The following is a 14,237-nucleotide window of genomic DNA, read 5'->3' as shown; positions in this document are numbered from 1 at the left end:
CGCTACCACTCCACGCTCCTGTCATTTCGGTGCAGCGGTGTCGCCTCTGGGCCGATAACGTCCGGATTCTCGATGGGTGGGTTTGCCGCCGCGAGCACCAACGCTGCCGCCGCCCGCGTGGCGGCGTCCTTGGCCTTCTCGGGCAATCCCGCGTCACGGTAAGCGCGCGCGGCCGCCTCGTGGGCTTTGGCGGCCAGCGCGTGTTCTCCAGCGCGCGTGTCGGCGGCACCGGCCTTGTCATAGGCGGGTGCGGCCAGACCATTCAGACCCAATGCCCCTGCATCGGCTGCAGCGCTCCAATAGGCTTTTGCGGCCATTTTGTCGGCATCTGCGGCCTTCTCGTGCTCGCCAATCTCCCGATAAGCGTCGGCGGCCGCTTTGTAATCATCGGCGGCCGGCTCGTGCTCGCCAGCCAATTGGTAAGCGGCTGCGGCAGCCTTGTAAGCGTCTGCGACCGCCCTGGAAACGTCTGGTGTCGACACGTACCAACTGAGCCGCTTGTAGGCCTCGGCGGCGTGCTCGTGAGCTTCTGCAGCCGCACTGTACTGATGTTCCTTCTCGCACGCCTGCGCGACCCTTCCGTAGGCTTGCGCGCCCCCCTTGTAGGCGGCGATAGCCTTCTTGAGTTCCCCCAGCCGTAGATAAGAGTCTGCGGCCTTGATGCGGTTTTTTGCGGCCTCACCGTGTTGGTGGTCCTTCGCAAAGGTGTCTGCGGCCTTCTCATATTCGTCTGCGGCCCGCTGTGAGGCTGCTTTAGCCAGCGCCGGCTGTCTTGCCGATTCGTAGGCTTTGGCGGCCTTATCGTAGGCCTCGGCAGCCAGATCGGGCTGATGATTCGCCGCGTAGGCTGCTGCCGCGCTTTCGTAGGCTTGCCCGGCCATCTTGAAGGCGTTACGCGCCTCGTCCTTCGCACCCATGAACTGGTAGGTTTTTGCGGCCGTATCGTAGGCGTCGGCAGCCAGATCGTGCTGACGATTCCCCCCGTACGCTTGCCCGGCCTTTACGTAGGCGTCTGCGGCCATCCTGCGGGCTTTTACCGCCTTTTCGTCCAAACCGGCCTCTGCGTAGCCTCTTGCGGCCAGCCCGAAGGCCACTGCGGCCAGGCGAGGCTGACGATTCCCCGCATAGGTTTGTCCGGCCTTGACGTAGGCGTCTGCCGCCGGCACGAGCGGACCCGCCCCGACGTAGGCTCTGGCGGCCTTCTCGTAGGCTTGTGCAGCCCGCTCGTGCGCGCGCTCACCCGCCCGCAGGTAGGCGTCTGCGGCCGCCATCCAGGCTTGTGCGGCCTTCGCGTACGTTTGTGAGGCTTTTTCGGCCAAACCACCGTCTTTGTAGGCTACCGCGGCCGCGTGGTAAGCGTCTGCGGCCAGCTCGTACTTCCCAGCCCGCATGTAGACCTCTGCGGCCTTCTCATAGGCGTGTGCGGCCTTCTCCGGCAAATGAATCGCCGTGTAGAGTCGCGCGGCCGCGTCCCAGGCTTGGGCGGCCTTCCCGGGCACCCGCGCCTCTAGGTAGCATCGCGCCGCCGCGTCGCAGGCGTCTGCGGCCTTCTCCACCGAATCGTTCGCCGCATGGACTTTTGCGGTCTCCATGTGGGCTTGCGCGGCCGCCTCGAAAGCTTTTTGAGCCAGCTCGGGCCGACCCGCCTGCTTGTAAGCGCTTGCGGCCTTCTCATGCTCACCCTGCAGCGTGTGAACATCCCCGAGGGCCGCCAAGACGGCGGCATGCACCGGCCGGGCCGCCTGCGTGTGGACTGTTACGAGCTCGCTGTAGATTTCCACGGCCTGCTGGTACGCACCCGCGCGTGTGTGGACATCCGCGATCGCCGCGGAGGACTCTGCCGCCTGCTCGTGCCGATCCGCCTTCTCGTATAGTGTTGCGGCCTCGCCGTAGTATTTCACGGCCTTCTGCGCGTCCTGCGCGTCGTTGGGAGCAACTCGTGCACGGTGCACATGGCCGGCCATACAAAGTCGATCGGGATAAGCGAGCCATTTTGCGAAACCATTGCCTGCATAGTTGTCGTCCAGGCTTTGCACCAGCGCGGTTTCCCCGGTGGACGTGATACAGGCGGCCAACGTCGTCAGTGCGTCTTTACGGCTTCCCGGAATCAAGTCAGTCCGCTGCCGCCTGTCATCGGCGGCCTTGCAAAGCGCCAGGGTAGCGAAGGCCTCCATGGCCTTGCGTTGCTCACCGTTGTGAAAGGCCCAGTCCAAAAAGCGCTCCAGCGTTCCCATCTGGTCTGACATTTTCCGATGGAGTTCCCTGACTTCCTGCTCATTGTCGAAGTTAACAGCCTTCAGCGCGGCATCGATGTCCGTGGGACGATTTCCGGGTACGAGAGGGGCGTTAGAGGCGGCGTGAGTTGTGAGCCCGTGAACACCACCGGTCATAAGAAAGTTCCTTGTACAAGCATTCGTGAGCTCGATGGCCCCCACGGTGAGCCGCCACCCTTCTCCCCCGTGCCGCCAAAACATGCGTATTCCGACGCAAAAGCGCATGCGCCGGCGCTTCTTTCCTGCTCGTCCCGAGTTCCGTACGCCGCTTGCCGCGCGCGCTGCGAGTGTTCGGAGGCGGTAGCGTTCACCTATTCAGATGGACGGGTTGCACGCCTATGATATTAGGGCGGAGCATTTTGCGCATGGTCGTCCGCGCATTCCATAGCGGTCTCGGCGGGACTGTCATGTATTCCTATTGACGCCTGAACGTCGCGGGGCGACGACCGGGGGCAAGGCTCGGGGGCACCGCCGATCGCCGGCAGGCCGGCGCCCCCTCGGCTAGGCGTCGTCACCCCCATTCAGTACATTGCCAACCTCGGCGTCGTGCGGTGCGCCCTATGCGAATGGCGTGTTTCGCACCCGGGCCGTCGGTGTCCTGGATTGGCGCCGGCGGGACACCGACGCCGTAGGCATGCCACGCCTGTGCTTGGCGCTTGGTTCAAAAGCACCACGCCAAGGTGGTTTTCGACTTAGCGCTCGCGCTCTCGCGCGGGGACAACCGGACGACGCCTCCTCAGGGCCGCGCGCGCGGCGCTCGCGAAAAAGCGCCGCATCTGGGATGCCGAGGCGGAGGCCGTGATGACACCTGACATTGTCAGCGTCCTCGGCCCGGCCGGACTCCGGTGAATACCTGAAATTGCCTCCGCCGAGCGCTTCAGCGCGCAATGGCGCGCGCGGCGTACAGCGCTCACGGCGAGCGTGGGCAGACGGGGTCGGTGGGTGGGCGACTTGACGGGCACCGCATCGAGGCAAGCCGGGGCGAAAGCGGCGCGCGTGCGGGATGCGCCCGGCCGCATTCGCGTGTCGGCGCGCACGCGTAGGCGCGCTCATCAGCCAGAAAATCGGCACGAGCGCGACGGTCACCACGCCGGCGAGTGTCCGCGTTCGGTGACTTGCTTGACTGCCTCAGTCTTGAACGCATTTGCATACCGCTCGCCGCTCATACTGAGCGCTTCGGTGGCCGTCAATGATGGCTCGTAGATGTCTACGAAAGGGGGTCCGGTCCAGAGGGATAACAAAAAACTGTTTCACAACTTCACGCAGGGCGTTACGACGGCGAGAGAGTCCTGGTGCTACAACGCATCAAAAGATGGTATGGCAGCGAACATGAGCCGCATGATCGCCTTCTACAACCGCGAAGTCGCACGTTTCAACAAAGCTCACGCTGGACCGGACAAGAAGGCGCGAGACGCCAAAGTGGACGACATTATTGACACCGACCGCACGCACATCAGTGGGACGCGGGCGTCGAAGCAGGAACTGGCGACAGCTCGGTGCTTACCACTCGCGACCGGTTGCCTGACGCCAGGCCTTTACCACCCATGCACAAAGCAAGGGCTGGTCAACTGGCGCTGATGGTGGATCGGGTCGGTGGATCCTCGAATGCAGTTAGGGCAAATGGGGCGAAGGTCTTTAATCGGATCAAGGATGTATGATTCACCGAGGCTGGCGAGTGAAACGAGATGCCAGCCGAGCGATTCGCGCGTGAAGCAGTCGATCACCCGCGCCGGTGCGGTCGGCGCAACACCGCGTAGTACAGCAGGCCTGGCACGACGATGCCGACGATCCAGGACACATCCACGCCCCCCAGCGCGTCGACCCACGGCCCCGTATAAAACCCGGTCGCGACAAACGGCATCTGCACAAGTACGCCGGCCACGTAGACAGCAAGGCCCGTCACGTTCCAGCGCCCATAGCGCCCGTCCGGTTCGAACAGCGCCGGCACGTCGTAACGCGCGCGCGTGATCCAGTAGTAATCGACAAGATTGATCGCGCTCCACGGCGTGAAGAACACGAGCAGGAACAGCAGGAACGCCGAAAATGCCTTCAGGAAATCGTGCTGACCAGCGAGTGCGATACCGCTCGACGCTGCGACGCTCAGCAGCACGAATATGAGCCGCGTGCGCGGTGATATCTCACACCGACCGCCAAAGCCGGTCAAGATAGCCGCGACCGACATTACGCTCCCGTATGCGTTGAGCGTCGTGACCGTCAGCTTGCCGAGCGCAACCGTGAAATAGAGCACCGCGGCAATGGCTCCTGTTGCGCCGAGTTGTACGATGAACGCGACCTCATGCCCCGAAAAGCGATCACCAGCGAGCGCTGCAGCCAGCACGCCGAAGGTCATCGACACCTGTGCGCCGATCACGGTGCCGCAGAACACTGCCAGAAAAGTCTTTGCCGGTGACGTGGTTTTTGGCAGGTAGCGCGAATAGTCGGCGACGTAAGGTCCGTAGGCGATCTGCCACGATGCCGACAGCGAGATCGCGAGCAGGAACGACGCGAGCGTGAAATGGCGGTTAGCGAGCAGCGCGGCGAACGCATGTCCGTTCAGCAGGCTCGCGAACAGGTACAGGAACGCGAGCGTGCCGACGATGCTCGAAAGGCGCCCCATCGCGTGAATCGTGCGATAGCCGAGCCCCGCGAGCAGGGTCACGAACAGCGAGAAAATCACAATCGCCGCGGCGTGACTGACATGCAACAGTTCGGCGACCGCCTGTGCGGCCAGCACCGTTCCACCGGCCGAGAAGCCGACGTACATCACGCAGACGAGCAAGAGCGGCACGATCGCACCATACACGCCGAACTGCACGCGGCATGAGATCATCTGCGGCAGCCCAAGCTGCGGCCCCTGCGCGCCGTGCAGCGCCATCACCGCACCGCCGCAAATCTGCCCGACGAACAGGCCGACCAGTGACCATAAGACGTCGCCGCCCAGTACGACCGCGAGCGCGCCGACGACGACCGCGGTGACTTGCAGGTTCGCGCCGAGCCACAGGGTGAATTGACTGAATAGATGGCCGTGGCGCTCGGCGTCGGGAATGGCGTCGATCGAGCGACGCTCAACCAGCGATACGTTCGCGACGGGCACAGCGGTACGTTCCATACTCGGCTCCTGACCGCGGGGAAACAACGCTTAAGGTTTGCTCGGAACTACGACCGTGCCGGTGGGCTCGCGTGGACGCTCACGCGAACGCGTCGACATGGGCCAGACAACGAAGCCGGGAGGTTCTTTGCGTCGATCGGGCGCCACGTGATCACTAGGCTGACTGATAGGCACGAGACTATCCCTTATTTTAAGAGAGTCCTCGTGTCCTCAGATACGTGGGGCCGCTCCATAACTGCCCGCAAACACGCATTGCCCGGATGACCTGCCCGGCGATTTCCGGATCAGCCGGGCACCGCTGCAGGAATCGACGGTGATCCGCTTGGGTTTTCTGTACCCAATCCAGAGCGAGTTTTTCGGCGTCTGTCTTCAGCCAATTGCGAAGCGTCTGCTCCGACATGCCCCGTTCCCGGCCCATTAAGATGAAGCCCGGGCCTTGCTTGACGCGCTGGACGGAGCCATCGTGGACTCTGCCGTGTACATTTGTTTCGGTCCTTTGACCATCCCTGATTCCCTTCCTTTGCGTCGAGGTTATCCTCGAGCGGTGGGAAGGCGAAGTTTCAGGGGCAGCTCACGCAGCGTCTGCTCCCCCTCATTTCCGGTTAACGGCCAAGGCGTCGAACGGTCGTCAACCTGCACGCCGGCCCTCGCCGCGGAGGTCGGCCAACCGGGGGCGTCATTGCCCGGGTTGTGCGGCGTTATTCCTCGCGACGACTAGCGCCAGCTGCGCCTCGTACTGGACCGAGGTAAGTCTGGAGTGCTCGTTCGTGACTCTAAATGATGCCTTTGCCAACAGCATCGCGGTGCTCAGCATATGCGCCGGGAAGACATTGTTCGGTTCGTCGCCGAAACACACCCGGCCGTTCGGGCTGAGCGTGTGCTGCCACGAGTTAAACGCGATATCGACCGGACCGTCAAGCAGACGCGGGTTTGTTCGTCGGGCGGAGAGGGTGATTTGGCGCCGCTCGAGCTCGTTCTCAAACGTGGGCAGGCCATGCGTTTGGCAGACGCGATGCATCGCGACGTCCGCGCCAGCGAGCGTTGCGAGCACTTGCCGTCGCAGAGCAACGTCGTCGGGAAGCGCCTGCTTAATCCGCTCGATCACGCTACCGACCACGGCCCTTTTCACCGCCGCCATGTTAAGCTCATCCGGCCAGGGGCCCGGTAAGCCGGAGTCTGTCACCCACGCGGCGAGGGACGGCGCCAATTCCTGAGGCCTAGCCAGCGCCAGCTGCTCCAGATTGCTTAACGCCTCGCAGGCCTTGAGCAAGTGCTGGTCCACGATGTCCTCACCGTCGACCTCGATGACAAGACGGTGCGTGCCAGGAGCGGGGAACAGCGCGCCATTCAGCGCGGTGCATACCGCGTCGAGCAGCATCGCGTCGTTCTGGGCACCGAGCTCTGCGAGCTCCCGGACGTGCTCGTTGCCACGGCCATAGGCGTAGGGGTGAAGCGGGGTCGCCCGGGGAGAGGTGCGATCGGCAAGCTCGGGCACGCCGCAGAAAGACCGGGGTTCTCCAATGTTTGCGTAAGTATCCAGGCGCAACAGGGTTGCCCGATCTGCGGCAAGTATGCGCGCGCATAGGTCAGTGACTGCCCGTTGCGTCTCGGCCTCCACCTCCGTACCGTTTCGGCGCACGACATAAGCGTAACCGTCTTCGTCGCTGCGGTAGCTCGCTACGGCATGGCGCCGGTGCCCGTAGGCTTGCTCTGCGCACACGAACCAGGATGGGTCCTCAATGCCCTCGAGGCTGAGGCCAATTCCGGCCGGGCGGGCGAGCAATGCCGGGTCCGTGAGATCGTTCACATTGCCCGCGACGAACCTAATGCCCCGGTCGCCAAAGAGTTTGGATAGCGCTCGCGTCAGGCGTTCCCAGCGACTGCTCGCCGCGGCCGGCACACCGAGTCGACGCTTCGTCTCTGCGATCAGCGCGTCGTGCCGAGACGAGCGGGCCAGTTGCACCGTGGCCTTGGTCACTTCTGCCTCGAGCCGCCCCACGCTGCGCGACCTACCCGGCATGCTCCTGAGCTTCACTTCCAGGTCGACGACCTGCGTCAACCGGGGCGGATCCTGGTTCGGCGCCGCGTTGTCCTTGAACGTCGCCGTCGTATGGATGAAAACTGCGCCGTGGATGATGCGCACGGCGATGGCCTGCTGATGCGGCGCTTGCGCTCCAGTTGTATCCGGCGTGACCAGCGGTTCATACGCCGAAAGGAACTTTCCGCATGCCAACAAGCTCGCGATATCACGGGCCTGGACGTAGGCGATGTCGGGCCGCACCCCGCCCTGTTCCAAGCCCGCGCTGATCTGCACGATCAGCGCGCTCAAGAGCGCGGCGCCGCGCTCGCCAGCCGGCCGATCAGCCCCCCCACAGCGTCAACCACCACGGCATCCACGCTCAGCGCGATCGGGACACGCACATCGTCCCGCGGCGCAAAATATCGTGCCTCCAATTCGTCGGCGAGCTGGGCGTCGGTCCGGGCGGTGAGTTCGGTTTGCGGGACCAGCGCTTTCTCGATCTCTGTCATGTCCGGCGGGTTCCACGGGCGAATCCCTGTCGTGATTGGCATGCGGTGTCTGTCCTGGGAAATGAGTTCAAAAGCCGCGCGTGAGGGCGGTGTCCGACGTGCCCGGCGTGGGCGAAATCGCGCCGTGCCTTGGGTGCCGACGCGCAGACCAGGGCGACGGTCAGACTGTTATTGTGGGCGTCCCCGCCCCCCGACCGGACCCGGGTGAACGCCTGAATTGCCCCCAGTGTCACGCGCTGTTGTCAATGGATGGGACTTCCCCAGATCGCGTGGGCCAGACGTGCACATCGCGTCCGCCATAGAAAAAGAAAATGGCAATCTTGAACAGGGGCGCGTGCGAAAACGCGTCTACAAAACCCGTGATCTGGCGCGCGCCGACATCTTCGATTACATCGAAGTCTTTTACAATCGAACCCGCCGTCATACCCATCTGGGTGGCATCAGTCCCGAGGCCTTTGAACGTGCCTTGGCGTGAGGCTGGAAAGTGTCTTAATTCCGGCAGCGGTCCAATCATAGGCCAGAAGTGCTTACGATCCCGGCAGCAGTCCATCGTAGGACGGGGAATGTCGTTGCCGGGAGCGGCGTACGAGCGTTGCCGAAGCAGGCGAATGACGTGTCGTTCAGCGGTTGCCGCGCGAACGAACGTCGCAGCGTCGGGCGAGCGACCGGGGCGGGCATCGCGGACCGTGCAATCAACGGCGTCCACGCGCTCAGCCGTGGCGCGTTGCCGAGCCATGCGGTGCCGTCACCGCACCGCTGACGACGTCTGGGGGCAACCGCCAAGATGCCGGCGGTGGCCCCAACAAGTGCGCGCAGCGGGTTGGTCACCTCGGGGTGTGCTTCAGGGGAGCGCCGCACAGCGTCAACTTTCCCTCGTTTTGCCTCATTTCGCCTCATCGGCGAAAGCGTCGATCGGTCGTCAACCTGCGCGCCATTGCACGGGTTGGGCGGCGTTATTTACATTGTTGTTCATCACTATCCGCGCCTCGTACTTTATCGATGTCGTTTGGGAGCGCTCGCTAGTGACGCGAAACGAGCCCGCAACCAGCTGGATCGCGGTGCGCAGCAAATTCTCCGGGAAGACATTGGCCGGATTGTCGCCGAAACGCACCCCGCCGTGGTCCTTGAGCCCGTGCAGCGACTCGTTAAACTTGACCTTGACCGGCCCGGCAAGCAGATGCGGATGTGCTCGGGGCGCGAAGATCGTAATTTTGCGCTGGGTGCGCCCGTTCACAAAGTTGGGCAGGCCGTTGGCATCGCAGATGAGGCGCACCGCGTCCTTCACGCCAGCGATCGTCGCGAGCACCTGCCGTCGCAGCGCAAGGTCGTCGGGAAGCTCCCTCAAAATCTTATGGATCACGCACACGTACAGAGCCGCTCTCACCGCCCTTATAGTAAGCGGCTCCGGCGCGACGAAGTTCGATAAGCGGTGGTTTGCCAGCCACGGCTCAAGGAGGGCCGCGTGGTCCTGTGTCCCCGGCAGCGCCATCTGCTCCAGATTGTGGAACGCCGTGCAGGCTGCGCGCAGCGGCGGGTCCACGACGTTCTCACCGTTGACTTCGATGACAAGAGGCAGCGTGTCAGGCGCGGGGAACAGCGCGCCCACCAGCGTGGTGCACACGGCGAGCACCAGCGGGTCGTTCCCGGCGCCGGGCTGTGGCTGTGCCTGTTCGAGCTCCTGGATACGCGCGTTGCCAGGCTCATAGGTGCGCGGGTCAAGCGAAGCCACCCGCGGAGTGGTGCGCTGCTCAAGCGGAAGCACGCAGCAGGTAAAGGAGGGAAAGAAGGAACCGGGAATGTTCAAGTAGCGATCGTCGCGCAAATAGGCCGCCCGGTGTTCGGCAATTGTGCTCGCGCACACGGCATTGACTGCCCGTTGCGTCTCGGCGTCCACCTCCGTACCGTTTCGGCGCACGACGTAGACGTCGTTGGTGCGGTAGTCGGCCACGTGGTGTCTCCGGCGCCCGTAGGCTAGGTCGGAGCGCACGAACCAGGCCTGTGTGTCGAAAACGCCATCGAGGCTGAGACCGATTCCGGCCGGGCGGGCGAGCATTTCCGGGTCCGTGAGTTCGTTCACCTTGCCCACGACGAACCGAATGCCCCGGTCGCCAAAGAGTTTGGATAGCGCTCGGGTCAGGCGTTCCCAGCGACTGCTCGCCGGGGCCGGTACACCGAGTCGACGCTCCGTCTCCTCGATCATCGCCGCGCGTTGAGATGGGTCGGCCAGTTGCACTGTGGCCGCGGTCACCTCTGCCTCGAGCCCCCGCTTGAGGGGGGAACCACCGGGCGTGCTTGTGACCAGCACCGCCAGGTCCACGACCTGCGTCACCCGGGTGTCCTGACCCCGAATCGGTGCCGCGTTGTCCGTGTACGTGGTCGTCGTGTGGAAGCGGACTGCGCCGCGGATGCGGTTCACGGCGATGGCCTGCTGATACTTCACTTGCGCTTCAGTTGGATCCGGCGTGACCAGCGGTTCATACGCCGAAACGAACTTTGCGCTTGCCAATAAGCTCACGATATCGCGGGCCTGAACGTGGGCGATGTCGCATTGCACCCCGTCTTCCTCCAAGGTCGCGCGAATCTGCGAGACCAGTAGGCGCAAGAGCGCGGCGCCGCGCTCGCCGGGCTGCCCAACCACCAGGCCTGCCACCAGATCGCCATCCAAGCTCAACGCGATCGGGGCACGCAAATCATCCCGCGGCGCAAAATATCGTGCCTCCAATTCGTCGGCGAGCTGGGCGTCGGTCCGGGCGGTGAGTTCGGTTTGCGGGACCAGCGCTTTCTCGATCTCTGTCATGTCCGGTGGGTTCCACGGGCGAATCCCTGTCGTGATTGGCATGCGGTGTCTGTCCTGGGAAATGAGTTCAAAAGCCGCGCGTGAGGGCGGTGTCCGACGCGCCCGGCGCGGGCGAAATCGCGCCGTACTTTGGTTGCCGACGCTCAGGCCGTGACGCCAGCGGTGCTGTCATTGTCGGCATCCTCGGCCTGGCCGGACTCCGGTGAATACCTGACATTTTCGGAATGCGCCTCACCGGCGAGCCCGGCGCCCCCTGCCGTCTGGGCCGCTCCGCGCTTCTCCCACCCTCGCGCCGCGGTGGGCGTGCCCGGTGCGCTTCGCTGAGCGGTTCGTTTAGCTGCGGCGGCACGCGATGCGCGGCGAGCAGACCGTCGCGCGTCACGTTCGTAATATTGAGCGGCTCATCCTTCGCAGCCACCTCCAACAGCGGCAGGATCCGGATGCCGTCCTTCTTGCGGTTCGGCGCGTACATGAATGGGTTGCGGAAGTTGCCCTTCGCGTTCTTCAGAGCGTCGCACAGCGCGTCGACATCGCTCTGGCGTTGCACTGCGTCCTCATGTACAGGATGAAGCCGGCGTCGCTGCCATTCCTGTAGTAGCACCGACGGAATAGCGTCGCGGATTCAGTCGCTGCGATTTATCGCAGGTGACCGTGAGGGGGCGCCGCGCTATTCTGGCTTCGCATCAACAGCAACCGTCTTGAACCGCATGTCTTTGAACCTGGAGATACCTCATGTCTGAATTCACGCTTCCTGACGCAATTAGCAAGTTTTTCATTCCGGACGGAGACGCGCTGCTGTCCTGGGTGCCAAGCGTCATCGAACACGCTCAGTATGCCGCTCAGTATGTAACGGCCATGGGGATCGGCTGACTCACGGCCAACGCGCACAAGGGGACCAGCAGGTGATACCGTCGGCGCGCCGCGTCCCTGACGACGGTCGGTGTGCGCCAAAATCTCGAGCGCAACTATCGTTCTGAGAACTCACTTCAGATGAAAAGGAATGGAAATGGACGCCTTACTTCAGTGCATTAGGGAAATCCTGGGCAGCCCTCGCTAAGCAGGGACTTCGGTCTCGCGATGATGGATCTCGCGGAACCGGTGGTGGCGATCAGCGCCCAGTATTTGTTGGTCTGAACTGCCTTCGGGGTAACGACCATATGCCGTTCGATTCGGCCTCAGCAGGTGCGATGTCACCGATGGGGCCGAACCGAGTTCTAGCCAATTCGGCTAAACAGCGCGTGTGTGTCGACGAAACGCTGGCCGGTCCAGCCCGGAGCCGAACGCGGCGAACGAAGGATGCTTTGGGCGGCTGCCAACGGTGTCAGCAGCGCACCTGCGTGACTTTCGGGATGCCAGACGGCTAGCACCGACCAAGTCCATTGAGGTCGTGGACTCGCACATTCGCGACTATAACGAGAAACGAACCAAGTTCTCGCTTGGCGCCTTTCGTTCGATGGAAACCCGGGGGCGCTTCGGGTGGCCATAAAAATCACTTCAAGCATCCCGCCGCCGCCCCGTCTTCTCAGTCTCCCGGGCATGCTTCATGCAATGCGGTCGAGGGAGGCGGTGATGCACGCTTGGGCCAGATCGGGCCGCCCCGCACGCCTGAACGATTCGGCGGCCAATAGGTACTGGTGATCCAACCGGCACGCTGTTGCTACCGCCTCGTAGGCTTCCTGCTCGCTCAGGCCGGCAAGCTGAAAGACGTTTACGCTGCGCTCCCACTGGCCATCCTGCGCGAGCATTGGCGCGAGCTCAAAGTAGAGTCCTTTCGCCTTCTCGTGCGAGCTGCCTCGCGCATAGGCGCGCGCGAGATTCAAGGTGGCGTCGACGCCCTGACGCGCGGCTGGTGCAGCCTCCTGGGGTAGTTGTGCCAACTGGTAGGCTTTTTCGGCGTCCTTGTAGGCGAGCACCGCCGCCCAATAGTGGCCGTGCTACGTGTAGCGTTCCGCGGCTTGTAAGTGCGCCGCGGCGGCCGCCTTGAATCGACGCGCCGACACGCACTCGTCTGCAGCCGCCTCGTACGCTTGCGGCTCACTCAGGCCGGCAAGCATATAGCCGTGTGCACTGCTCTCCCACTGCTCTGCGCGCGCGAGCTGGAATTGGCACGCCAGCGCGGCAGCGACCGGCGCGCTGCGGGCCCCACCGACGCGCCACCGGCCAGCGTCCTCCGGAGCCAACAACGCTGGACGGGGAGACGTATCGGGACGCATCGCGCGACGGGTGTTCTCTATCGTGAGTATTTGCCAGTGACCACGGGCGCGCGTCGCCCGAATGTACCTGCCGGGCCACAGTCACTCCGCCGCTATTCGTTCCCAGCGATTGGCCACCGAATTGCGATGTCCTCCTCGCCCCGTGGAGCAAGTTCCCATTCCGATGCCACGGATGCGCAGATCGCCATACTCGAATCGAACATCGCCGGACTCGAGGCGCCGCTCGCGGCGGCAAACGCTGCGGCGGAAACTGCGGCCGTCGTTGGAGACCAGCACCGCGACACGTTGACGTACGGCGCTCTGCCCAATGGAGCCGAAGCCACTTTGCGCCCGCTCGCCCATCATGGGTTGCTCCGTGCAGCATTCGCCAACTCGGCTTGCGTGTGGCCCGGGCGGCGCGGGCGCACCAGCCCGACAGTCAGCATGACCGGGAAAAGGCTGGCAGACCGCTCTCCCGCAGCGGTTGTGGCGAAATGTCGTGTGGATGGGCTGATCCGCTGTCGGCTCACATGCACGTGCGCTGTTAGGCGCCAAGTCCATCGTCGACGCCCGACGTTCGATCCGGACCCGGCACCTGGGTGCCGCCGTGTGCATGGCGATGGGCGGGCTCACGGACACTTGCGGCCCCCCGGCAACGGCTGCCCGCTCGCGTCTATTGCGTGCTGCGGTATGAAGTCTTGCTGACCCGTGCAGAGGCCTAAGGTTGCCATCATCGTCGTCATGGGCCGTTCGTCCAACTCACCGTCGGGCGCCGACATCTCGGGCGCCCCCCGGCGCACTTCATTCAACATGGTCAACATATTTGCCAAAAATAGTATTTCGATACTATATTAGCCCCGTTATCATAATGTCCATATCAATTTATTGGTTATCCTAATGACCACTTCAGCGGCGCTGGGCCGCGAAATCAAGCGAGTTCGGATAGCACGGAAGATGAGTGCTCAAGCACTGTCGACCAAGGCTGCCGTCAATAGAGTCACGCTGCGTGAGCTGGAGGCCGGCACGGGTAATCCTCGCCTGAGCACCTTGCTGGCCGTGTGTCACGCCCTGGAGCTCGATCTGACGGTCTTGCCCCAAGGGCTGGGAGCGATCGTGCGCGAGGACCAGAACCTGCGCACCGGCGCGCTCAAGCGCTTGCTCGCAACACGCGCGCCGCCGGCCGAAAATGACGAGGAATAGCCGTGCCAAATTTTTGCCCCACGGCGACCCGCGCAACAACCCCAACGGCCACGACGACGGCCCACGAGCCGCAGTTCCGTGAGCGTGCCGGCGGGCCAGCCAGTGTCCGCCCGTCCCACCGCGCCGGTATCCCTCAA

At 63.7% G+C, this 14,237-nt stretch carries 9 protein-coding genes and 2 pseudogenes; 4 read left to right on the top strand and 7 right to left on the bottom strand.

Translation table 11 applies throughout. From position 1 onward, the window contains the following. Positions 1-2 precede the first annotated feature (2 nt). Positions 3-2,390 carry a tetratricopeptide repeat protein gene (locus tag AB870_RS23565; protein ID WP_167362756.1) on the bottom strand — a complete coding sequence of 796 codons (2,388 nt, stop codon included), beginning with the start codon at positions 2,388-2,390 and terminating at the stop codon, positions 3-5. 1,086 nt (positions 2,391-3,476) lie between these two features. Here AB870_RS23565 and AB870_RS23560 point away from each other — a divergent pair. After that, a complete protein-coding gene (locus tag AB870_RS23560; RefSeq protein WP_047909342.1) occupies positions 3,477-3,851 on the top strand; it encodes a type ISP restriction/modification enzyme in 375 nt (124 codons plus the stop codon). Positions 3,852-3,993: 142 nt separating this feature from the next. Here the strand turns inward: AB870_RS23560 and AB870_RS23555 are convergent, their stop codons facing one another. From AB870_RS23555 to AB870_RS23545, 3 genes are all read right to left on the bottom strand, one after another. Beyond that, positions 3,994-5,382: a purine-cytosine permease family protein gene (locus tag AB870_RS23555; RefSeq protein WP_047909341.1), complete on the bottom strand. Its 1,389-nt coding sequence runs from the start codon at positions 5,380-5,382 to the stop codon at positions 3,994-3,996. A 676-nt stretch (positions 5,383-6,058) separates the two neighbouring features. Beyond that, positions 6,059-7,711 (bottom strand): hypothetical protein, encoded by a 1,653-nt coding sequence (locus AB870_RS23550; RefSeq protein ID WP_047909340.1) that lies wholly within the window; start codon positions 7,709-7,711, stop codon positions 6,059-6,061. Next, positions 7,708-7,911 carry a hypothetical protein gene (locus AB870_RS23545; RefSeq protein ID WP_047909339.1) on the bottom strand — a complete coding sequence of 68 codons (204 nt, stop codon included), beginning with the start codon at positions 7,909-7,911 and terminating at the stop codon, positions 7,708-7,710. Before AB870_RS23545 ends, AB870_RS23550 begins: the two co-directional genes overlap by 4 nt. Before the next feature lie 328 nt (positions 7,912-8,239). Between AB870_RS23545 and AB870_RS26585 the strand changes: the two are divergent. Then, positions 8,240-8,377, top strand: a pseudogene (locus AB870_RS26585) (IS3 family transposase); the annotation flags it as partial. Positions 8,378-8,830: 453 nt separating this feature from the next. On the opposite strand, the gene AB870_RS23535 reads toward AB870_RS26585, so the two are convergent. Together AB870_RS23535 and AB870_RS25880 are read right to left on the bottom strand one after the other, a co-directional pair. Next, on the bottom strand, positions 8,831-10,708 hold the full coding sequence (locus AB870_RS23535) for a vWA domain-containing protein (RefSeq protein ID WP_047909337.1): 1,878 nt from the start codon (positions 10,706-10,708) through the stop codon (positions 8,831-8,833). Positions 10,709-11,042: 334 nt separating this feature from the next. Then, positions 11,043-11,332, bottom strand: a pseudogene (locus AB870_RS25880) (phage portal protein); the annotation flags it as partial. A 108-nt stretch (positions 11,333-11,440) separates the two neighbouring features. On the opposite strand from AB870_RS25880, the gene AB870_RS26580 reads away from it, so the two are divergent. Further along, on the top strand, positions 11,441-11,578 hold the full coding sequence (locus AB870_RS26580; protein ID WP_157112506.1) for a hypothetical protein: 138 nt from the start codon (positions 11,441-11,443) through the stop codon (positions 11,576-11,578). Positions 11,579-12,249: 671 nt separating this feature from the next. Here the strand turns inward: AB870_RS26580 and AB870_RS23525 are convergent. Next, entirely contained in the window at positions 12,250-12,621 is a 372-nt protein-coding gene (locus tag AB870_RS23525) for a hypothetical protein (RefSeq protein WP_047909335.1), read from the bottom strand. Positions 12,622-13,797: 1,176 nt separating this feature from the next. Here AB870_RS23525 and AB870_RS23510 point away from each other — a divergent pair. Continuing rightward, positions 13,798-14,100 carry a helix-turn-helix transcriptional regulator gene (locus tag AB870_RS23510; RefSeq protein ID WP_084664301.1) on the top strand — a complete coding sequence of 101 codons (303 nt, stop codon included), beginning with the start codon at positions 13,798-13,800 and terminating at the stop codon, positions 14,098-14,100. Positions 14,101-14,237 lie beyond the last annotated feature (137 nt).

The organism is Pandoraea faecigallinarum, assembly GCF_001029105.3.
GTDB lineage: Bacteria > Pseudomonadota > Gammaproteobacteria > Burkholderiales > Burkholderiaceae > Pandoraea > Pandoraea faecigallinarum.
This window is presented reverse-complemented; position numbering and strand designations above follow the sequence as displayed.